The organism is Streptomyces sp. NPDC091282, assembly GCF_044757385.1.
In the GTDB taxonomy this organism is placed as follows: domain Bacteria; phylum Actinomycetota; class Actinomycetes; order Streptomycetales; family Streptomycetaceae; genus Streptomyces; species Streptomyces gramineus.
Genome location: NZ_JBIVUX010000002.1, coordinates 156,886 through 177,649 on the forward strand (window position 1 = coordinate 156,886; position 20,764 = coordinate 177,649).

The following is a 20,764-nucleotide window of genomic DNA, read 5'->3' on the forward strand; positions in this document are numbered from 1 at the left end:
TCCGCCCCCGGCCCCCGGGGGCCCCCGCGCGCGGGATCGTGACGCCCGGGGGGGGGGGGGGGCCCCCCCGCGCCCCCCCCCCCCGGGGGGGCCCCCCGGGGGGGGGGGGGCCCCCCCCGCGGCCGGGGCCGGGTCTTGTGGTGCTCAGGGGATCAGGGTTCCGGCGTACGGGTCCCAGTCCTCGGGCAGCGGCTCCGGGGCCCGACAGCGGCTCTCCACGACCACCGGCTGGGAGGCGTCCGCCGCGGTGCTGATCGCCTCCATCACGTCGAGGACGTGCAGGGCGAGTTCACACGAGGCCCGGTGCGGCACACCCGCCCGGATCGAGCGCGCCATGTCCACCACGCCGATCCCCCTTCCCGCCACCGCGCCGGCCGCCTTCTCCTGACGGCTCGGGCCTCCGTCCTCGATGCGGGTGGCGCCGTCGAAGTGGTTCGGGTCGGGCATGACCAGCGTGGCGTCCATGCCGGTGATCTCGACGAATCCGAGCCGGAGCTGCGGCGACTCGAAACTGAAGACGGTGGTGGCGGAGCGGGAACCGCCGAACTCGAGCAGGGCCGAGACATGGGTCGGCACGGTGACCTCGAAGTCGGTTCCCGCCCGCGGCCCGGAGCCGATGACCCGGCGTTCCCGGGAACGGGTGGCGACCGCGCTCACCCGGTGCACCGGTCCGAAGACGTTGACCAAGGCGGTCAGGTAGTAGGGGCCCATGTCGAAGAGCGGGCCGCCGCCGGCCCGGAACAGGAACTCCGGGCTGGGATGCCAGGCTTCGGGGCCGGCGGTCTGCATCAGGCTCAGCGCCGAGAGGGGAGCGCCGATCGCGTCCTGGCGGATCAGCCGCAGCGACGTCTGCACACCCGCGCCGAGGAACGTGTCGGGGGCGCCGCCGACCCGCACGCCTGTCGCGGCGGCGGCCTCCAGCAGCTCACGGGCGCTGTCGGTGTCGCCGGTGAGCGGCTTCTCGTTCCACACGTGTCGGCCGGCGGCGACCGCCGCGCGTGCGACCTCGGCGTGCGCGGCCGGGACCGTGAGGTTCACGACCAGTTCGACGTCGGGGTGGCCGAGCGCTTCGGCGACGCCTCCCGAGGCCGGAACGCCGTACCGCTCGGCCTGGGCGCGTGCCCGGTCCTCGTCCAGATCGGCGCATATCAGGACGCGCAGGTCGGGGAAGGCCGTGAGAGCGGTGAGGTACTGGTCGCTGATGACGCCGCACCCGATGACGGCCACGCCCATCGGTCCGCTGCGGTCGCGGGGGTGCTGGTTCACCGGACACCGTCCGAGGTCAGGTAGGCGAGGCTCTGCGCCATCGCGTCGAAGAGGTCGGTCGCGCACTGGTCGAGCTCGACGATGTGCCACTCCGCGGCGGGCGCGGCGGCGAGGATCTCCGGTACCGGCATCCGTCCGCTGCCGACGGCCACCTGCGGGTCGTCCTTGTTGACGGGACCGTCCTTGACGTGGAGGTGGCGCACGCGGTCGCCGAGGCGGCGCAGCAGGCCGGGGACGTCCTGGCCGCCGGTCGCGGCCCAGTAGGTGTCCACCTCCAGCAGCACGTCGGTGTCAAGGAGATCGGCCAGGACCTCCAGCGCCGGCCGGCCGCCGTGCAGGGTGGAGAGCTCGAAGTCGTGGTTGTGGTAGCCGATCCGCAGACCGTGGTCGGCGGCGGCACGGGCGGCCGCGTTGATCTCGGCCGCCACCGCGGCGATCGACTCCCGGTCGGCGAAGCGTTCCGGGGCGACGTACGGCAGGATCGCGGTGTCGGTGCCGACGACGGTGAGCGCCCTGAAGATCTCGGTCTGCCGCTCGCCCGTGACCCAGGCATGCGCGCTGCATGCCTTCAGGCCGAACTCGTCGAGTTCCGCGCGCAGTCCGTGAGGGTCGCCGAGTACGTCGTACGGCTCGACGCCGGGGTATCCCATCTCGGCGAGGCGGCGCAGGGTGCCGCGCCGGTCGGCGGTCATGGCCTTGTCGAGGCCGTAGAGCTGGACGGCCAGCGGGGTGGTCGCGGTCAAGTCGGTGTCTCCTCGGGTGCGGTGGCGACGCGGGTCTGGGTGACGGTGGTGGCGGACGGACGGCCGCCGACCGGGGAGGACGGTCGGGGGCCGGCCGGAGGCAGGGGCCCGACGGATCAGGCCGGAGCATCTCCGAAGTCCCGGACGTGCAGCTGAGCGCCGCCTTCGAGGGCGGAGCGGTGCGCGACCAGCCCGGGGAGCGTGTAGCGCGCGGCGGTCCAGGCGTTGACCGGCGGCAGATTCCCGCTCAGGCAGGCGGAGACGAAGTCGTCGGCGAGGAACTGGTGCGAGCCCTCATGGCCGTTGGGACGTCCGGCGAACTCGGCGGGCAGCCGGCCGATGTCGTGGACGGGCGCGAAACCGCTGACGAACGCGTCGCGCAGCGACGGGTCGATGTCGGCGAGCGAGGCGTCGTCCAGCCGGGCGGTCGGGACCGTACGCATCAACTCCTCGATGTCCTCCGCCTTTTCGCGGTCCTGCCACAGGGTGCTGGTGGCGAGCTGCTCGAAGCTGCCCTCGGTGCCGAAGAACCGGAACCGGGATTCGCGCAGCGGCGAGGGGTAGCCGACACGGCGCATCTCGTTGGTGCGTACGACGCCGCCGTCGGCGGTACGGAACAGGGCGGTGGCGTTGGAGAAGTCGTTGCCCCAGCGGCTGACCGCGCGGTCGAAGACGCCGTCGCCGCGGGTGTCGCTCACGCCGAGGCAGGACACCGACGTGACGTGCGAGCCGGTGACCGCCAGCACTCCGCCCAGGGCGTGGGTCGGGTAGTACATGGGCGGGAAGCTCGCGGTCTCCTTCCAGCGGTCGCCGCCGCTGAAGCGGTAGGCGTCGTAGAAGCCGAGGTCCATGTCGTGGACGTAGTCGCCCTCGGCGTAGAAGATGTCGCCGAACGCGCCCTCGGCCCGGCGCCCCCGGCAGTACACGGCGGCCGGGTTGTAGTAGCTGGTCTCGCCCATCATGTAGGTGAGCCCGGTGCGGCGCACCGCGTCGACGATGGCTTCGATCTCTTGCTCGGAGACGGCCATCGGAACGCTGGAGTAGACGTGTTTGCCCGCCTCCAGGGCCTGGACGACGAGCGGGCCGTGCGTCCAGCGCTGTGTGAAGACGGCGACGGCGTCGACGTCCGAGGACAGCATGTCCTCGTAGGACGCGTAGGTGGTGGCGACGGAGTGGCGCGCGGCCTCGCTCGCCAGGCGCTCGGGCACGGCCTCGGTGAGGCGGACGTCGTGGACGCCGGGGTGGGCCTGGAAGAGGGGGATGAACGCGCGGGCGAACTGCCCGGCGCCGACGACGCCGATGCTGATGGTCACGGTGTTGACTCCTGCGAGGGGATGTGCGGGCTGCGTGCGGTGCGGCCGGGGGTCAGCTCTTCTTGGCCAGGGCCTTCTCGTACTCGTCGCGCATCTGGTCGCCGCCCTGCTTCTTCCAGTCGCTGCGTGCTTCGGCGAGGGCACCGATGGGCTTGCGACCGGTGACGACGGCGATCATGAGGTCGTCGATGATCTGCTTGAGCACGGGGGTCTTGGAGATGGAGGTTTCGGAGTAGAGGTTGACCACCGGGTTGGGCTCACTGACCGGCATGGCGTCGTTCAGGAAGGACTGGGCGTCCCGGGCGACCTGGGCGGGCCGGCCGGCGAAGAAGAAGTTGAGTTCGGAGGGCTGGCACATGTAGGCCATGCTCAGCTCGGACAGCCGGTGCGCGTCGGTGGTCGGCTTCGGGGATCCGTCCTGGGTGTAGGTGAAGTGGTAGTTCTCGACGCCGTAGTTGACGAAGGTGTACTCCTTGCTGCCGAACGGAGCCGCGAAGTAGTCGCACACCCGCAGGATCTCGCGGACCTTGTCCTTGTCGCCGCTCAGCTTCGAGGGAATGCTGTAGTACCCCCAGTAGCCGGTGTCCTGGGAGATCAGCGGCTTGCCTCCGTCGAAGCCGGGCGGCAGCATCGGCTGGAGGTCGGCGCCGGGGCTGTTGCGCTGGATGACACCGAGGTCGCCGCCGACGGCGACCATGCCGTTGAAGCCTTCCGCGTGCATGCCGATCGAGCCGTCCAGGAACTTCTGGCGCTGCTGGTCCCAGGGCATGGTGGGGGCGTCGGGGTGGAAGGCGCCGCCGATCCAGAGCTTGCGCATGTACGCGAGCATCGCCTCCCACTCGTCGGTCTCGTGGTCCTTGACGAGCTTGCCGCTCTTCTGCAAACGCCAGGTGGACGGTACGCGGTACATCGCGGCGAAGAAGCCGCTGTTCAGGTCGGAGAGGCCCCACGTCTTGCCGCCGGAGCCGGCCGGGTGGGACTTGGTGAACGCGGTGAGCAGCGTGTACACGTCGTCGGCGTTCTTCGGCATGTCCATACCGAGCTTCTTGCGCCAGTCCTCCCGGTAGAAGGCGACGTTGTTGACGAGCGGGGTCGGACGGGGCACGCCGAATATGCCCCCGTTGATGGAGCTGTTGCGCCAGGCCCACGCGGGCAGCCGGGCGAGGTTCGGGTAGTCGAGGATGGCCTTCCCGCCGACGTAGTCGGAGAGTTCGGTGAACGCGCCCTGCTTGACGCTGCGGTCGATCGCCGGCGAGTAGTAGTGGTTGACGTTGAACAGGTCGGGCATGTCGCCGCTGGCGATGATGGTCTGGGCGCGGTCGCCGATGTCGGCGCCGCCGACGAGGGTCGGCTTCCAGGTGACGCCGAGCCGCTTCTCCAGCTCCTGCCACCAGCGGTTGCTGCCGTGGCCGGGGGGCTGGGTGGTGGCGAGTTGCGTCAGCGCCGTCATCGTGCCGCCGCGGCCCGGGGCCTTGGCGACCGAGGTGAACTGCTCGGCGGCCGAGGGGTAATGGTCGTACGCGGCGGGGACCCCGACGACGGGGACGCGGTGCTCGCCCGGGATCGGGCTGGGGGACGGGCCGGCGGCCGGGGTTCTGAACGCCTCGCCGGGGGCGTGGCTCGTGCCACCGCCACCGCTGCCGCAGGCGCTGAGGGTGAGTCCGGCACCGATGCCGAGCACGCCGGTCAGCACGGCGCGACGGGAGGGTCCGGAGGACGCGGAGGGTACGTTCGGCAGACTCATGCGCGTGGTCCTTCGTGGTCGGTGAGCGGATGGGTGGACGTGAGAGGTTCGGCGCATGCCGGACCTCGCCGCCGGGTGGGCTGCGTCGTGGAGTGCGGGAGATCCGGGGCCTGCGAGGGGTGTGGTCGGGCTCAGCCCTTGACCGCGCCGACGAGGATTCCCTTGGTGAAGAAGCGCTGCACGAACGGATAGACGATCAGGATCGGCAAGGTCGCCACGACGGTGATCGCCATCTGCAGGGTCTGCGGCTGCGGCAGCGGCTGGTTCGGGTTGGACGCCAGTTGCGTCATCGACTCGCCCTGGAGCACGAACTGGCGCAGCACCAGCTGGATCGGCCACTTGGCCGTGTCGTTGAGATAGATCATGGCGCTGAAGAAGTCGCTCCAGAGCGCGACGGCGTAGAACAGCGAGACCACGGCGATCACGGCCTTGGAGAGGGGCAGCACGATCCGCCAGAGGATCTGCCATTCACTCGCGCCGTCGATGCGCGCCGAGTCGAAGAGCTCGGCGGGCAGGTCCATGAACGCGTTGCGGACCACGACGAGGTTGAAGGCGTTGACGGCGTTCGGGATGATCAGCGACCAGTAACTGTCGAGCATGCCCAACTGCTTCACCAGAAGGTAGTTGGGGATGATGCCGGCGCTGAAGAACATCGTCCCGAGGACGAGCCAGAGGACGAAACGGGATCCCGGAACGTCGCGGGTGCGGGACAGCGAGTAGGCGGTGAGCACGGTCAGCGCCATCGACACGACCGTACCGACGGCGGTGACCAGGATGCTGACGATCAGCGCCCGGGTGACCAGCCCGCCCGCCAGGATGGTCCGGTAGGACTCCAGCGACCAGTGCTTGGGCCACAGGAGCAGGCCGTTGCCCGCCACGTCGTTCTGGTCGCTGAGGCTGACGGCCAGGATGTAGACCATCGGGTAGAGCACGACCAGGCATATCACGGCCAGGACGAGGCCCTTGGCGATCGCCGCGGGCAGCGAGGGCCGCTCGGACCAGGCGGGGCGTTCGGCGCCACCGCGTCGCGGACGCGTGGTGCGGCGGGGCTTGTCGGTCTGCGGGAGGGTGACCGCCGGGCGGGGGCGTGTCGTGGTGCCGGCCATCAGAAGGCCCCTTCCGAACCGGTGCGCTTGACGAGTTTGTTGGCGACGACGACGAGGACGGTGCAGATGGCCCCCTTGAGAAGGCCGGCCGCGGTGGCGAGCCCCCAGTCGCCGCCGACGACGCCCCGGGTGTAGACGAAGGTGTCCAGGACCTGTGCGGTGGCGGCGCCGACGGTCTTCTGCTGGAGCAGGATCTGCTCGAAACCGACGGTCAGGACGTTGCCCAGGCGCAGGATCAGCATCAGGACGAGGACGGCCCGCAGGCCGGGCAGCGTGACGTGCCACATGCGCCGCCAGGGTCCGGCGCCGTCGGCGGCCGCAGACTCGTAGAGCTGGGAGTCGATACGGGTGATCGCGGCCAGGAAGATGATGGTGTTCCAGCCGGTCTCCTTCCAGATCACCTGCGCGGTGATCAGGGACTTGAACCAGTGCGGATCGTTCATGATCGCGAGCGACTGCGTCCCGTGAGCGGTCATCAGGTCGGTCAGCAGGCCGTCACCGCCGAGGAGTTGCTGGAAGATCGCGATGACGATCACCCAGCTGATGAAGTGCGGCAGGTAGACCACGGCCTGGACCCAGCGCTTGATCCGTTCGCTCATGAGGCTGTTGAGCAGGATCGCCAGGGCGATCGGCGCGGGGAAGGCGAAGACGATCTGGAGGAAGCTGAGGACGACGGTGTTCTGTGCCGCGGTGATCAGCTGCGGGTCGCTGAACATCGAGGTGAAGTTGTGGAACCCGACCCACTGACTCCCGGAGAACCCGAGGAAGGGCGAGTAGTCCTGGAACGCCGCGACGTTGCCCAGCAGCGGGACATAGCGGAAGACCACGAAGTACAGCAGGCCGGGCAGCATCATCAGGTACATCATCCGCGCCCGCCACATGCGGGCGGCCAGTGATGTCGCCGGGCGGCCGGGCCGTCGGCGGCCCTTCGCGGACCGCTCGGTGCCGACCGGTTCTCCTTCGGTGGCGACCGGTTGTATGGACATCGTGTTCCTTCCCTGCCTGCCGTGTCCCGGAGGCGTCCGGGTGCGGCGTGAGGTGCGCAGGACCGGCATCACCGGCCCGTCCGAACCAGCGGTCCGACGGTGCCGAGCTGGTTTCGGCGTGGGGCCGAAAGAGTTCTGCGGGTGGACGGGTGCGGCGGAGACGGCTCCGTGCAGCCATGTCCGGAGAGGTGTCCGCCGGTCAGCGTGTGATCTCGACGGCAGTGAGGCTCCGCCCGGCCGCCCCTGCCTGTCAAGGCATCGCGCACAGGTTTCGCCTTGTTTCCGAAAATCAATCCGGTGAGAGGCCGTGGCGGCTGGCGGATCGTGCCGCCGGCGGACGATCGTCCATGTCACGTTCCGTCAAGTCATCGCCACCGGCACCGAGTCGGCGAGACCGTGGGAGACGCACTCAGCCGGCGGGCGGTGCGGTGCTCCCCCGCACGATGAGCTTGGTCGCCAGTTCCATCCGCTGGGGTTCCGAGGAGGTGCGGTCGCGCTGCATGAGGATGCGCACCGCCGTCTCGGCCATCGCGGCGAGCGGCTGACGCACCGTCGTCAGGGGCGGCGCCGTCCACTGCGTGAAGGGCACGTCGTCGAAGCCGACCACGCTCAGGTCGTACGGGACGGCCAGGCCGTGCTCGGCGGCCGCCTTGATCGCACCCATGGCCAGCACGTCGTCGCAGGCGAACACCGCGGTGGGCGGCTCGGGCAGGTCCAGCAGTTCGGCCATGAGGCGGTGCCCCGATTCCTCCTGGAACTCCCCGGTGCGCACCAGCTCGGGCCGGACCGGCACGCCGTTGCGGGCTAGCGCCGCGTAGTACCCGTCCAGGCGCGCCCTGGCACACCAGTGCTCCGGCGGACCGCCCAGACAGGCGATGGCCCGGTGTCCCAGTTCGACCAGGTGCAGCGTGGCGTCGAGCCCGCCCTGCCAGTTGGTCGCGCCCACCATGTGGAATCCGGGCTGCGGTTCGCCCACGGGGTCCAGCAGGACGCACGGGATGCCCGCGTCCAGCAGTTCGCGCTCGGCCGCGGTGAGTGAGTCGAGCACGACGATCAGCCCGTCGGTGCCGCGCCGCAGCACCTGGTCGATCCAGCCGGACTCCGCCGTCCCGCGCAGCTGCCGGGTCGTGATGGCCACGCTGACCGCGTGCTCGGCTGCGGCCTCGACGGCGCCGCGGGCCAGCTCCGCCGACCACGAGCTGGACATGTTGTCGATCAGCATGTCGACGATGCCGACGCGTCGCCGGGTCGACGCCGGCTGGTAGCCGTGGCGGACCAGGAGGCTCTGGACTTTGCTCCGGGTCTGGGCGGAGATGTCACCGCGTCCGTTGAGGACCTTGGAGACGGTGGCCACCGAGACTCCCGCGTCCGCCGCGACCGCGGCGAGGGTAGTCCGGCCCGCCCGGCCGGTGCTCGGCGTGTCGTCTGTCATGTGGCAGTTCCTCTCCTGTGGGCGCGCCGGGATCGCCCGTCCCCGTGGACCTGTCGTCCCGCGCCGCGGTCGGCGCGACGAGTGCCGCTCAGCGTCGCACGGATGTTGACCGTCCCCAACGGGGCTCCTAGACTCCCGTCGGCAACGTTACCGAAACTTTTCCTACATCGGGTGAGCCGAACACGGCGTGACCGTGCCAGAGTTGGCCGAGCGTCGGCACCGGAAGGTGCCGCGGGCCGCCGGCAGTCGAGCACGGGCCGGCCCTCCCCGAAATCAGCTGCGCAGCCCGTGAACGGGTCCGGGTTTGGGAGGTATCACGTGTCCATGGTCCCAGCAGCACCGACCCCGGCCCGGGTCACGGCCGACCGGGCCGTCGCCCTGCCGATCCTCAAGTCCGGCCCGGGTGTTCGACCGGCCCGCGACCCGCGCACCAGACACCCGGCGGATCGGCCGAGACAGTCCGAACGCTTCGTCCACGGCAGGCCGTTCCACGTCGGCCCCCGCACGACCGCAGTCGGCCCCCGCACGGCCGCGGAGACCGGCCAGAAGCGCTTCCGGACCTCTCGAGGAACCGAGGGCGGCTCGCCTCCTGCGGGTGAGCGGGTCTGGCGGCTGGTCTGGTCGATCGGGACGGCGCAGCCGCCACGGTCGGCCGGACCGGCCGACGCCGATCACCGGCCGCTGCTCCCGGCGGGCGCCGTGGCCCTGGTGCCTCCCCACCGCATGGACTGGATCGAGGCGGCGTCGGCCGCCGGCACGCTCGGAGAGGTGGCGTTCTGCTGGCCCGGCACTCCCCCGGAGCAGGCGCAGCCCTGGGTCCGGCTGCCCCGCTCCCCCGATCCCTCGCCGGTGCTTCTGGACTACCTGCTGTGGCTGGGCAAGGCCCGCACCGGACGCTGGCAGGAGATGGCCGCGCAGTCTCTGTGGATGGTGCTGTCGCTCCTGCTGGAGGGTGGCGCGCAGGCGGGCCCGAGCGGCGCTGAGCCGGTGGACGAACCGGCGCTGCGCACGCCTGCCGGGAGCCTCCCCGGCCGTCCGCCCGTGCTCACGGTGCGCGCATCCGACTCCGTCCCCGGTGACGCCGAGGAGCATGCCACGGACCTGGCGAAGGCCGGGCTCGCCAGGGCCAGACCGGAGCTCGCCGCGGCCCTCGGATACGTCCGCGAGGCGTGGAGCCTGGGCCCGCGTCCGCTGACTCTGGCAGAACTGGCCGGCGCCGCGTCCGTGTCCCGGGGGCATTTCGCACGGATGTTCCAGGCGCACTTCGGCATCGGTGCCGTCACCGCCCTGGAGCAGGTCAGGCTCGCCCGTGCCGAAAGCCTGCTGCTCGCAGGAGACCTGAATGTCTCTCAAGTGGCACGGGCCTGCGGGTTCGCCGATCCACTGCACTTCTCGCGGCGCTTCCGCGCCACCCACGGTCTCGCTCCGCAGGTCTTCCGGAAGGATCCCCTGGCGGCGGCGCAGCGGTGCGACGGGCCGGCCGTGCAGACCCTGCTGCGGCTCGTCGGCCTCTGAGCCGGCACGCGCGAAGGCCGCCGCCCGCCAGCACGGCGGACGGCGGCCTTGGCGCCGCCGCGGGCGTCAGTAGACGTCGACGGCGTAGTTCGAGGTCGTGGTCGTGCCCGAGCCGCGCCAGATCTCGTGGCCTGCCTGGACGCTGACGAGATAGAGGTTCCGGTCGAGCCAGCCGACGTTCGCCGAGTAGTCCATGAAGTCACGCAGGCTCAGGTTGCTGACACTGGAGGTCTGCTGGGTCCGCACGAAGCTGATGACCTGCCATGAGCCGTAGCTGCGGTAGACGTCCCAGCCGGCACCGCCCAGGTCGACGGTGGCGACCTTGTCGGCGGAGGAGGGAATGGCGCCGTCGCTGTAGTTGAGGAAGACCATCACCTCGTTCTGCGGCTGGCCGGTCGGGTTCTGGGAGGGATCGATCCACATGTCGTAGATCGAGTCGCCCTTCCAGTCGCTCGCGTTCACGGAGAAGTCCCAGCTCGTCAGGATCTCGTGCTCGTCGCCCAGGCGTACCGGGAATCCTCCGTGGTCGGGGTTGGCGTACCCCCACTGCCAGCCGCTCACGACCGAGGGGAAGGCCTTGATGTGCCACTCGTCGTCCGAGATCGACCCGTTGTTGTACCAGTTGAAGCTGGACGCCCAGTTGCTGCCGCCCTGAGCGTCGTCGTGGGAGACGCACTGGTTGCCGTAGCCCCAGCCGTTGTAGGTGTTGCCCCATTCGCTGTTGTGCGCGTAGTACTTGCCGTACATGACGGTGCCCTCGACGTCGCAGTTCTGCTGGGTGGCGGCCTGCGCCGGGGTGGTGGCCGCGCCCGCGAGCAGGAGGCCCGCGAAGGCGGCGGCGGTCAGACCGGTGCGAAGTCCGGCGGCTCGGCGGAAGAGGTTCACTGGTCGGCTCCCTCGGTTCATGGACTCGGAGTGAGGCGGGAGACGGGCGTGCGCGGCTGCGACCGCCCCGGGACGCTGTGCCGGGCGGCCTACGAGGCCCGTCGGTGTTCCGCTGTCCAGGATGACCGCGCCCCGGACGTCCTCCCATGACGAATGGGCGCGGCCACATGGACGATGGTGTGCCGGTGGGCAGGGGTGTTCAGCGCTCCGAGAGCCAGACGACGGCCGTGACACCACGCGGGTAGTAACGGCTGCCGGCGGCCACACCGGCGATCATCTGGTCGCTCCAGGACCAGCGCGACTCGGTGGGATGACGCAGCCACGCGGCATGCGCGCGGTCCGCCGCGGCCATGTCCTCGTCGTCGGGCAGACCGAGCAGGGCACGGGCGGCGAACTGGCACAGGTAGATCTTCGACAGCCACGAGTTGTCGCTGGTCTCGGAGAGCTTCCAGCCGCCGTCGTCGAAGCGGCAGCGGCCTGAGTCCAGTACGGCCCGAAGATGGTCGCGCAGGACGGTGGCCAGCCGGGGTTCGGACCGGATGTCGGTTCCGGTCAGGTGGGCCAGGGCAAGGCCTTCCACCACCGGGATGATCCGGGCCCCCTCCGGATCGTCCAGCAGCGCGGGCAGGGTGCCGTCCGCGCCGACCGACGCGGTCAGCGTCTTGACCGCGCGGTCGGCCCGGAAGCGGGCCTCCTCGGCCGCGGGGGTGTCGCCGAGCGCGCGCAGCGCGCGCTCCAGCCACCGGTAGGCGGCCCAGCCCTTGACGGCCATGTACGCACTGGAACGGGCCTGTCCGAGCGAGGTGTCGAGGCTGTCGTAGGTGGTGATCTCTGCGCCGCCCGCCACGCGGTCGGAGTCGACAGTCTGCACACCGGTGGCGCCGGGGTCGCGGGCGAGCATGCTGTCCAGGCAGTCGCGCAGCGCCGAGGCCCGTCGGGTGCGCCATTCGATGTCGCCGGTGCCGGTGTAGACAGCGGCGGCCAGCACCCAGTTGAGTAGTTGCTCGCCCGTCATATAGGAGAAGCAGTCGGTGAGGCCGGGGCGTTCGTAGGAGGAACTTCCGGGTGGCGACCAGACGTTGGCGACACCCATGTCGTGGGTGAAGCTGATGCCGTACCGGTCGCTGTAGCTGTACAGCTCCAACTGCCGGTCCACAACGTTGCGCAGCGTCCAAGGGTGCTGGCGGACCTCGAAGAATGAGTGGTCGACGGTGAGGTCGAGGGTGTTCATCATCCGGAACTCCCCCTCGTTGACGACCCAGACGGGTCGCCCTTCGGTGTCCTCCAGCAGTTCGGTGCTGCCGTAATAGCTGCGGATCGCGAGGGCCAGCATCCAGGCGCGGTCCTCGCTGAGCGACGTCGCGCCGAGGTCGTCGGCGGCCCTTCGCCAACGGGCCAGCAACGTCTCGAAGTTGCCGAGCGCCGCGGAAGCCACCGCGTCCAGGTCCGCGTAGTAGCGGTTGTACAGGTAACGGCAGCGGTCGGGGGCGGTGACGTGGTCGGCTTCGTGGAAGCACACCGCGAGTCGGTGGGTGCGGCGTTGTCCGGCCGGTACCTCGAAGACGAGCAGGCCGGTCTGGCCGAGTCCGAATCCTGCCTGCTGGGAGTGTCCGTCGCCGAGGAGGAAGGGGATGTCGAAGCCGATCGCGGCGCGTGCGTCCGGGGCATCGGTGACGATCGCCGTGCGGATGCCTTCACCGACACCGGTGAGGCCCGGTGCCTGCAGGTGGCGCATGCCGGAGTACGGGTCGGATCCCGCGTAACCGACGAACGCACGGAGCGGGGCGGCGCCGGAGGTGTTGTCGACGGTGAACTCGGCGAGCACGGCGGGCAGTACGGCCAGCCGCAGTTCCGGTTCGGCGTCGCGTTGCCCCGCGTCGGGATCGCCGGGGCCGGGGGGTTCGGGCAGGGCCCCGAGCGGCGAGTGGACGGCGAAGTCGAGCGGGCCGGCCGTCCAGCGGTCGGTGACCGCGTCCAGTGTGCGCCGGACGCGGTCGGCGGGCAGCGCGCTGAGCGGGCCCGTCGGCTGGGCGGTGCGCCCGTCTTCGCCGCCCTGGAAACGCGCCAGGGGATCACCGTCGTCGGTGGCGAAGAAGGGCAGCGCGCTGAAGCTGCCGGAGCCTGGCGCGTCCTCCACGGCGATGTACACGTTCTGGCCGGCGGGACCGGCGAGGCCGAGACCGAGACCGCCGCTCGCGCCGGGGTGGCCGAGCGTGAAGGAGGCATGGGCCCCCATCGGGCTGTGCTGGACGTTGGTGAGGTCCACGGTGGTGCGCTCCTGGGGAGAAGGCCGGTCCCACAGACGCGGTGCGCGCGCGTGGCGCGGCAGGCGCACCGCCGGCGGGGTGCCGGAGGGGGTGAAGAGGTTGCCCGGGCGCCGGACTTGTCAGCCGACGATCAGCGGGGCCGGGGTTCGGCGGGCGATCTCGAGGCCGGCCTCGGTGCGGGGCCGGTCACCGGACCGGATCCTCGTGCTCCACCGAGAGGACGCCGTCGTAACCGCCTTCGCACGATGTCCCTGGCCTGAGCGTGGGTCGTAGCGGTCACCGTGCGCGCTGGGAAGGTCCGGGTCGTGCAGCACGGTGGTGACGCGGGTGCGCCCGCCCACTCTCAGCAGTTCCGGTCCATACTGGTCGAACGAGTACGAGCCCGCGGGGCCGTCGAAGGGGAACCCGAGGCGGTTCTTGCGTCCGGTGCCGGCGTGGCTGACGACGAGGGAGCCGAGCGTGTCGCGGTCGGTCTCGAACGACACGGCGGCGCCGTCGTCGGTGTGCACGGCACCGCGGGATTTCTCGAGGCCGCGGATGTCGAGGGCGCGGCCGAATCGGGCGGGGACTTGGGTGATGCGGTGGTCGGTGACGTGTTCCGTCAGGTCGCGCCGGTGGGCGCCGAGGGCGCGGGTGCCGCAGCCGAGCCGGGGATCAACCCGCCGACTTCCCGAGGTGCCATCCCCCATCAAGCCCTGGAGGTAGGGACCGTGCAAGGGCCACAGCCCGGCGTCCGGGTCCGGGGCGATATTGATGACGGCATACACCGCACGGTTCATGCTCTCTTTCAGATGGTCCAGCCCGTGGTCGCGGACCAGCCGGTCGAGCCAGTCGTGCGCCCACACGGAGATCTCGGGCCGCTCGAAGTCAAGGACGAGCTGGTTGCACGGTTCGGCGCTGGGGCGGCCCGGTTCGTTCAGCGCCCAATCGGGGTCGGCCCGGTACAGGTCGCTGTCCGGATCAGCCATCTCGGGTGCACCCCCGACGCCGAAGCTCCTCGCCTCCCCGGAGTGGGTCCGCTCTGCTGTGACGCGCCGACTGCCGCTCCGGGCGGCCGCGCTGCTCCACACCTCGCCCCGGTCCTCGCCCACCTCATCCGCGTCGACAGCCGGCCAGGGGTTCGCCTGGCGGCCGGTAATCCCGAGCCGACTGATGAGCACGGTCTCGGCCCGTGCCAGGGGCTCCCGCGCCGACCGATTCTCTGCACTCAACCCTCCGATCAGGTGGCTGATGCGGTGATCGGACAGCAGGGGCAGAGACCAGCGGGCCGCGGCAAGACGCTGAACCCGGACGAGTTCGTCCTCGCGGCCTTGGTGGCGCATCTCCGCCCAGCGCTCGATGGCGTCACAGTCGTCGCGGAGGCGGTGGTGCGGGCCCAGTTCCAGAGGGGTGAACCGCTCGCCGAGTACCAAGTTCAGCAGGCCCCGGACGACCGTGCGGCCGGTGTGGTCCCACCGTGTGGTGCGGCTGCCGTCGGAGTGGCGCAGCCGAAGGGCCGGGACCCCGAAGCGGGCGCCGCCCTCGGCCGGGTACTCCTCGGCGAGTTCGCCGTCGAAGTTGGTGGCGACCTCCATGACGTACGGCAGGGTCGCGGCCCGCTCCCGGGTGAGTCGGGCGCCCCAGTGCAGGTACCGAAGCCGCCTCTCCTCGTGGAGACGGACGATGTGGGAGCCGGCGGGGGCGCTGGGCATCCACAGACGGGCGGCCGCGTCGTGGTGGACCTCGGTCATGAAGTCCCTCCTTGATGATCGACACCTCGAGCCTAGGTTTCCCGGCGGTGGGGCAGCATGGTGGATCGTGACCGATGGCCGCCGGTGGGAGAGGGTGTGACGGATCGCCGGGTCGGCTGACGGGGTCGGCCGGCCGGTCATTCGGCGGGCGGGTCGGCGTGCCGTCCGATCGCCGCGAGTTCCTCGTCGGTGAAGGAGGTGTTGCCGAGGGCGGCCACATTGTTCTCGAGCTGGGCCACGCTGCTCGCACCGACGAGGGCGGAGGTGACCCTTCCGCCGCGCAGTACCCAGGCAATGGCCATCTGGGCGAGGCTCTGGCCGCGTTCGCGGGCGATGGCGGTCAGTGCGGCGATCCTGACCCGGGTCTCGTCCTTGATCTGGGTCGCGGAGAGAAACGGGCTCGGCCCGGCTGCTCGGGAGCCGGCCGGGACCTCCTTCAGGTAGCGGTCGGTCAGCAGTCCCTGAGCCAGCGGCGAGAACGCGACGGATCCGACACCGAGTTCTTCCAGCGCGTCGAGCAGCCCCTCTTCCGCCCATCGGTTGAAGATCGAGTACGAGGGCTGGTGCACGAGCAGCGGCACGCCGCGGTCGGCGAGGGCACGGGCGGCGGCCCTGGTCTGCTCCGGAGAGTAGTTGGACACGCCCACGTAGAGCGCCTTGCCCTGGTGCACGGCTGTGGCCAGCGCCCCCATGGTCTCCTCGATGGGGGTCTCGGGATCGGGGCGGTGCGAGTAGAAGATGTCGACGTGGTCGAGGCCGGTGCGCCGCAAGCTCTGGTCGAGCGAGGCGAGCATGTGCTTGCGCGAGCCCCACTCGCCGTAGGGACCGGGCCACATGTCGAACCCCGCCTTGGTCGAGATCAGCAGTTCGTCACGGTGCGGGCGGAGGTCGGCCGCGACGATCCGGCCGAGCGACTCCTCAGCGGCGCCCGGCTCGGGGCCATAGTTGTCCGCGAGGTCGAAGTGCGTGATGCCGAGGTCGAAGGCTCTGCGAATGATGGCGCGTTGGTTCTCGAACGGTGAGTTCACCCCGAAGTTGTGCCACATACCGAGGGAGACGCCAGGGAGTCTCAGACCGCTCTGGCCTGCCCGGTGGTACGTCATGGTGTCGTAGCGGGCAGGATCAGGTGTGTGCGGCATGGATGTCCTCTGCGAGAAGGTGGATGGCGGGGATGTCAGAGCGCGGCCGTCAGAGCCACGTAGTCGGTGAGGTCGGCGCCGGCGGCACGGACGTCCGTCCACAGCGCCTGGTCGGCGAGCATCCGCCGGTCGGCGTCTCGGAGCGCGCCGACCCCGCCGTCGCGGAAGCCGATTCCGCGTAGGGCGCGCAGGTCGTCGTCGTCGCGCCCCGGATGGGTGATCAGAACCCGGTGACCGGGACCGGCTTTTCGGACGGCGTCCGGCAGCCAGGCCCCTGGCCGTTCGATGTCCGGTACCTCGTTCGGCGGGCCGTCGAGCGGCGGGACCGTCCGGTCGGCGTCGATCAGACCGTGGGCGGCGGCGACGGCGCGGATGGCCTCCCCCGCGCCGCGCACCCAGCCGACGCCCATGTGCTCGTCGACGTAGCGGACGTCGAATCCCCATTCGCGGGCCCGCAGGAGCTGCGCCTCTATCTCGGCTCTCGCCTCGCGCGGGTCAACTCCCCCGCGCCGGTTCAGTTCCTCGGCGGTCCTGGGCAGGAATCCGTCGGTGTCGACGAGCGAGGGCACGGCACGGGCCGAAAGGACCGGGCGCCAACGGTACTGTTCCCACTCGCTGGTGAGTGTGACGTGCAGACCACGCACGACCTCGGGGAGTGGTTTCAGGATCCGCACAGCGTGAGCGGCGGCGGGGGCTGGAACCATGAGCGAGACACTGCGCGCGGCGGGACCGCGCAGGGCCTCACGGATCGATTCGTTCACGCTCTCGCTGAGCCCTGCGTCATCTACGCGCACCACCAGACCGGTCACTTGGGCCTCTCCGTCCTGGATCGCTCCGTCCGCGACACGCCTCTGGGCCCGTACCGGATCCTGCGGCCTGGCGCCTACCGGTGGACAGCCTGGCCCGTTAGGGCTGGACCGGCCATGGTCCCGGTGATCAACTCCATGGACGACCGTGCCGAATCTGGACCTGGACCGCCCGTCCCCGAGAGCGGCCGGGTCTGCAGGGGAACCTCAGCGTCGATCGCCTGCGCCTCCCCTTTCCACCCCGAACAGAATGCATGCGCAGAGCGAGCGGCACGGCCGTGTCGGTGGTTGAGGGAAGACCGGCCCGCCTCGCTGAGTGGTGCAGGTAGATGGAGGAATGCCGGCACTTCGATGAGGCACCTCAACTGGCTGGCACCGGCCACGTGCTGGGTCATGAGCCCCGCGCTCAATGCGTTCCGTTCAATCACGTACCGGGATTGCCACTTCTGCCCAAATCGTTTTCCCCAGCGGGGTGTACCTGGCTCCCCAGCGCTGGCTCAACTGTGCGATCAGAAACAGGCCGCGACCGCCCTCTTCCGTGGTGGTGGCTCGCCTCATGCGCGGGGATGTGCTACTTGCGTCGGACACCTCGCATATCAGTGTGCGGTCGTGGATGAGTCTGAGGCTGATCGGTCCGGTAGCGTGCCGTATCGCGTTGGTCACGAGTTCACTGACGATGAGTTCGGCAACGAAGGAGATCTCTGCCATGTGCCATATTTCCAGTTGATGAGCAGCCTTTTCTCTCGCTGCGTGAACCGACGGGTAATCGCCGGGTATGTCCCATGAGACAACGCAATCAGAACTGAGCGAACGGGTGCGGGCGATGAGGAAGGCGACGTCGTCGAACGGGCGGTCCGGCAGCAGCGCGCTTATCATCGTGTCGCAGATTTCCTCCAGCGGACGATCGGGGTGAGCCAGAGCAAAACACAGACGCTCGTAGCCGATGTCGACGTCCCGTGCCGCCGCTTCGATGAGGCCGTCGGTGTAAAGGGCGATGATACTGCCCTCGGGCACCTGGATTGTGGTCGACTCGAAAGGGAGACCTCCCAGCCCCAAAGGCGGGCCGGCAGGGATCTCGGGAAATTCGACAGGATCGTTCAGGTGCGCTATGGCCGGGCCGGGGTGACCGGCTCGTGCGGCGACGAGTGTGCGCTCGATGGGATCGTAGACTCCGTACAGACAGGTAGCGCCGACAATCAGTTCCCCGTTGGTCGCGGCGTCCGCTTCATCGGATATGCGCACCACGTAGTCGTCGACTTTGGCCAGCAGTTCGTCGGGCGGCAGTTCAAGGTCCGCAAGAGTCTGCACAGCCGCCCGCAGTCGCCCCATGCTGGCTGCTGCGTGGATACCGTGGCCGACGACATCGCCGACCACCAGCGCGACTCGGGCACCCGACAAAGGTATGACGTCGAACCAGTCGCCGCCGACGCCGGTCTCCGCATCGGCCGGGAGATAGCGGTGGGCGAAGTCGGCAGCGCTCAGATCGGGCAATTCGTGCGGAAGCAGGCTTGTCTGGAGGGTAAGTGCCGCCTGCTGCTGCCGAGCGTAGCGCCGGGCGTTGTCCACGCATATGGCCGCTCTGCTTATCAGCTCTTCGACGAGGAGCAGGTCGTCCTCGTCGAAGGGATGAGGATTCTCCCAGCGCATCAGGGTGACCACGCCCATGCCGACACCGCGCGCCCGAAGTGGCACCGTAAGGTGCGTGTGCACGCCGAGCCGTACGAGCCTGCACCAGCGCAGCGGGTCTTTAACGAGCCAGGGTGTGAAAGGTGTGATCGCTTCGCGGATGGGCTTTCCGGTCAGGAGGCAGCGTCTTTGGGGGGATTCTTCTGGGTAATGGGCTGGTGCACCGATCCTGATGACGACCTCGGGGTGGTCTTCTTTTATCGACAGGTGTGTGGCCCGGCAGAGAATGTCTGAGGTCTGCACGGAGCCCGTCGGCGCATCCAGCGGCATTTGCACGCTGTCGAGCAGATCGACGGCTACGAAGTCAGCCAGGCACGGAACCAGCACCTCTGCGAGTTCGTGCACCGTACGTTCCAGGTCCAGGGTGGTTCCAATACGCTCGCTCGCCTCGTTGAGCAGCGAAAGCCGGTGGCGTGCCGGGTCCTCACCAGGGATATCCAGCTCGGTGTGACAGACCCCGAGCAGGCTTCCCTCGATCCGCAGGGGAAACGATGAGCGTACTTTGACGCGGCACCTGCCCTGTTGGAGCGATTCGACACTCTCCACCGTCGTTGCCGAGCATCCTGTCTTCAGAACTTTTTCCGCCTGATACAGGACGGCGGGCGAGGGTTTCCCCTCTGTGCTCATTTTCCCTTCGTGCATGTCTTCCATTTCGGCGAGCGCGACATTCGCCCATTGGAAGGTGAGATCCGAGCTGAGCGCGGCGACTCCGAAGGGCGATTCCTCGAGCAGGCACTGCGCGGCCGCAGCTCTGAACTCGCTGGCGCGCAGCGAGATCGGATCTTGCATCGCGACGAGCCATGCGGACGCCCCGTCGCAATCAAGCTCAAGGGTGCGTACCGCAAGGCGAAGGGGCTGCCCTCCGCTGTGAAGAGCGTGGATAACGCCCTCCAGCCAGCCGCGCTCCGCCTGCCGCAGTCCTGACGGAAGCGCGCTCGGACCCGCCTCGTGGACCAGCAGGAGATTCGCCGGGTGTCCGAGTACCTCACTCGATGTGTGACCGAGCAGCTGCTGCGCGGCACCGCTCCAGTAGGAGATCTTTCCTCGCGAGTCGACGATCAGCAGCGCTGCCGCTGAGATGTCGAACGTTCCGCGGTGGGGAACCTGACGGGTTTCGCCTCTGTCATGCATGGCTCGTCCGGTTTCGATCTGGGTGCGCGATCTCATGGTGGTGTCGAGCGAGAGCGGACCGTTGCGGCCGGGGCGCCGAGGGGTCGCTTACTCGGGCGTCGTCGAGGCTTCCCCCGACGGGGTGCCGGGGGCCTTCAACCGCTACGTTCCCAGGATCACGGCGATGGCGGCAGGCGTCCAGCGGCGGAATGACACCCCTCAGCACCCTCCGCGAACCCGGTGCCCGGACTGCTGCATCCGGCGGGCGGTCGAGCACCGAAAGGTATCCACGGCGGCGAAGCAGCGACGATCAGCCGGGAGGTGGCGCATGCTCGTAGAAGGCGCGCGGATCCTGGTACCCGGAGCCACCGGGGAGATCGGCGGGGCGCTTGCCGTCCGTCTGCACGACCTCGGTGGCAAAGTGGCGCTCGCCGGACGCGACGGCACTGCCCTGGCCCTGGTCGCGGCGGCATGCGGGGACGCCCCCGCCCGGACGTTCGAGGCCTGGGATCTTGACTCGTGCGCACGGACCGTGGACTGGGCGGCCACCACGCTGGGCGGCCTCGACGGCGCCGTGGTCTGTGTCGGCGTCGCCGCCTTCGGTCTGGTGTGTGAGGTCGGTGACGCGGTCGGAGAGCACCTTGCGGCGGTCAACGCCCTGGCCCCCATGGCTTTCCTCCGCGCGGCCGCTAGACATGTCGGCGAGGGCGGCGTCCTCGCCGCCATCACCGGGATCGTCGCCGAGGCGGCACCGGCGCGGATGGCCGACTACGCCGCCGCCAAGGCGGCACTGTCCACCTGGCTGACGGCGGTCCGGCGGGAGCACCGGCGCAGCGGGGTGACCATTCTGGAGATCAACCTGCCTCACATGAACACCGGCTTCGCCGAGCGGGCCGTCGTCGGGCAGGCTCCGCCGCTGCCCTTGGGAATGCCCGTCGAGCGGGCCGTGGAAGCCATCGTCGAAGCCCTCTCGTCCGGGGCCGTGCGAGTGCGCCCCGGCTCCGGTACGTCGCTCGACGTCATCCGGTAAGGCTGT

At 69.9% G+C, this 20,764-nt stretch carries 15 protein-coding genes; 2 read left to right on the top strand and 13 right to left on the bottom strand.

Going from position 1 to position 20,764, the window contains the following annotated elements; translation table 11 throughout:
- Positions 1–144 precede the first annotated feature (144 nt).
- The 7 genes from ACIQOE_RS07835 to ACIQOE_RS07865 all read right to left on the bottom strand — a co-directional run bounded on the left by ACIQOE_RS07835 (position 145) and on the right by ACIQOE_RS07865 (position 8,590).
- The gene (locus tag ACIQOE_RS07835) at positions 145–1,266 is read right to left on the bottom strand and encodes a Gfo/Idh/MocA family protein (RefSeq protein WP_401410372.1); all 1,122 of its coding nucleotides are present in this window, start codon (positions 1,264–1,266) and stop codon (positions 145–147) included.
- On the bottom strand, positions 1,263–2,009 hold the full coding sequence (locus ACIQOE_RS07840) for a sugar phosphate isomerase/epimerase (RefSeq protein WP_363020607.1): 747 nt from the start codon (positions 2,007–2,009) through the stop codon (positions 1,263–1,265). The genes ACIQOE_RS07835 and ACIQOE_RS07840 overlap by 4 nt, the downstream gene beginning before the upstream one ends.
- Before the next feature lie 116 nt (positions 2,010–2,125).
- Positions 2,126–3,322, bottom strand: a complete 1,197-nt coding sequence (locus tag ACIQOE_RS07845; protein WP_401410374.1) for a Gfo/Idh/MocA family protein — start codon at positions 3,320–3,322, stop codon at positions 2,126–2,128.
- Positions 3,323–3,374: 52 nt separating this feature from the next.
- Positions 3,375–5,066, bottom strand: coding sequence for an extracellular solute-binding protein (locus ACIQOE_RS07850; RefSeq protein WP_401410376.1), 1,692 nt, complete (start codon positions 5,064–5,066; stop codon positions 3,375–3,377).
- A 131-nt stretch (positions 5,067–5,197) separates the two neighbouring features.
- Positions 5,198–6,172, bottom strand: coding sequence for a carbohydrate ABC transporter permease (locus ACIQOE_RS07855; protein WP_401410378.1), 975 nt, complete (start codon positions 6,170–6,172; stop codon positions 5,198–5,200).
- Positions 6,172–7,158 carry an ABC transporter permease subunit gene (locus tag ACIQOE_RS07860; protein WP_363020611.1) on the bottom strand — a complete coding sequence of 329 codons (987 nt, stop codon included), beginning with the start codon at positions 7,156–7,158 and terminating at the stop codon, positions 6,172–6,174. Before ACIQOE_RS07860 ends, ACIQOE_RS07855 begins: the two co-directional genes overlap by 1 nt.
- Positions 7,159–7,567: 409 nt before the next feature.
- Positions 7,568–8,590 carry a LacI family DNA-binding transcriptional regulator gene (locus ACIQOE_RS07865; protein ID WP_401410381.1) on the bottom strand — a complete coding sequence of 341 codons (1,023 nt, stop codon included), beginning with the start codon at positions 8,588–8,590 and terminating at the stop codon, positions 7,568–7,570.
- Between the two features lie 324 nt (positions 8,591–8,914).
- Here ACIQOE_RS07865 and ACIQOE_RS07870 point away from each other — a divergent pair, with 324 nt between their 5' ends.
- Entirely contained in the window at positions 8,915–10,105 is a 1,191-nt protein-coding gene (locus ACIQOE_RS07870) for a helix-turn-helix transcriptional regulator (protein ID WP_401410383.1), read from the top strand.
- Between the two features lie 66 nt (positions 10,106–10,171).
- Here the strand turns inward: ACIQOE_RS07870 and ACIQOE_RS07875 are convergent, their stop codons facing one another.
- The 6 genes from ACIQOE_RS07875 to ACIQOE_RS07900 all read right to left on the bottom strand — a co-directional run bounded on the left by ACIQOE_RS07875 (position 10,172) and on the right by ACIQOE_RS07900 (position 19,785).
- A complete protein-coding gene (locus tag ACIQOE_RS07875) occupies positions 10,172–10,990 on the bottom strand; it encodes a GH12 family glycosyl hydrolase domain-containing protein (protein WP_363020614.1) in 819 nt (272 codons plus the stop codon).
- Between the two features lie 199 nt (positions 10,991–11,189).
- Positions 11,190–13,256: a glycoside hydrolase family 52 protein gene (locus tag ACIQOE_RS07880; RefSeq protein WP_401410385.1), complete on the bottom strand. Its 2,067-nt coding sequence runs from the start codon at positions 13,254–13,256 to the stop codon at positions 11,190–11,192.
- A 120-nt stretch (positions 13,257–13,376) separates the two neighbouring features.
- Positions 13,377–14,987, bottom strand: a complete 1,611-nt coding sequence (locus tag ACIQOE_RS07885) for a glycoside hydrolase family 36 N-terminal domain-containing protein (RefSeq protein WP_401410387.1) — start codon at positions 14,985–14,987, stop codon at positions 13,377–13,379.
- Positions 14,988–15,124: 137 nt separating this feature from the next.
- Entirely contained in the window at positions 15,125–16,126 is a 1,002-nt protein-coding gene (locus ACIQOE_RS07890; RefSeq protein WP_401410389.1) for an aldo/keto reductase, read from the bottom strand.
- Between the two features lie 35 nt (positions 16,127–16,161).
- Positions 16,162–16,935, bottom strand: coding sequence for a ChbG/HpnK family deacetylase (locus ACIQOE_RS07895; protein ID WP_401410391.1), 774 nt, complete (start codon positions 16,933–16,935; stop codon positions 16,162–16,164).
- A gap of 417 nt (positions 16,936–17,352) precedes the next feature.
- Positions 17,353–19,785 carry a SpoIIE family protein phosphatase gene (locus ACIQOE_RS07900; protein ID WP_401410393.1) on the bottom strand — a complete coding sequence of 811 codons (2,433 nt, stop codon included), beginning with the start codon at positions 19,783–19,785 and terminating at the stop codon, positions 17,353–17,355.
- A gap of 271 nt (positions 19,786–20,056) precedes the next feature.
- Here ACIQOE_RS07900 and ACIQOE_RS07905 point away from each other — a divergent pair, with 271 nt between their 5' ends.
- Entirely contained in the window at positions 20,057–20,758 is a 702-nt protein-coding gene (locus ACIQOE_RS07905) for an SDR family NAD(P)-dependent oxidoreductase (protein ID WP_401410395.1), read from the top strand.
- The last annotated feature ends 6 nt before the right edge of the window (positions 20,759–20,764 follow it).

Coding starts and splice junctions, on each gene's coding strand:
- ACIQOE_RS07850 (WP_401410376.1), bottom strand. CDS start 5,066: ATGAGTCTGCCGAACGTACCCTCCGCGTCCTCCGGACCCTCCCGTCGC.
- ACIQOE_RS07885 (WP_401410387.1), bottom strand. CDS start 14,987: ATGACCGAGGTCCACCACGACGCGGCCGCCCGTCTGTGGATGCCCAGC.
- ACIQOE_RS07855 (WP_401410378.1), bottom strand. CDS start 6,172: ATGGCCGGCACCACGACACGCCCCCGCCCGGCGGTCACCCTCCCGCAG.
- ACIQOE_RS07860 (WP_363020611.1), bottom strand. CDS start 7,158: ATGTCCATACAACCGGTCGCCACCGAAGGAGAACCGGTCGGCACCGAG.
- ACIQOE_RS07890 (WP_401410389.1), bottom strand. CDS start 16,126: ATGCCGCACACACCTGATCCTGCCCGCTACGACACCATGACGTACCAC.
- ACIQOE_RS07900 (WP_401410393.1), bottom strand. CDS start 19,785: ATGAGATCGCGCACCCAGATCGAAACCGGACGAGCCATGCATGACAGA.
- ACIQOE_RS07905 (WP_401410395.1), top strand. CDS start 20,057: ATGCTCGTAGAAGGCGCGCGGATCCTGGTACCCGGAGCCACCGGGGAG.
- ACIQOE_RS07865 (WP_401410381.1), bottom strand. CDS start 8,590: ATGACAGACGACACGCCGAGCACCGGCCGGGCGGGCCGGACTACCCTC.
- ACIQOE_RS07870 (WP_401410383.1), top strand. CDS start 8,915: ATGGTCCCAGCAGCACCGACCCCGGCCCGGGTCACGGCCGACCGGGCC.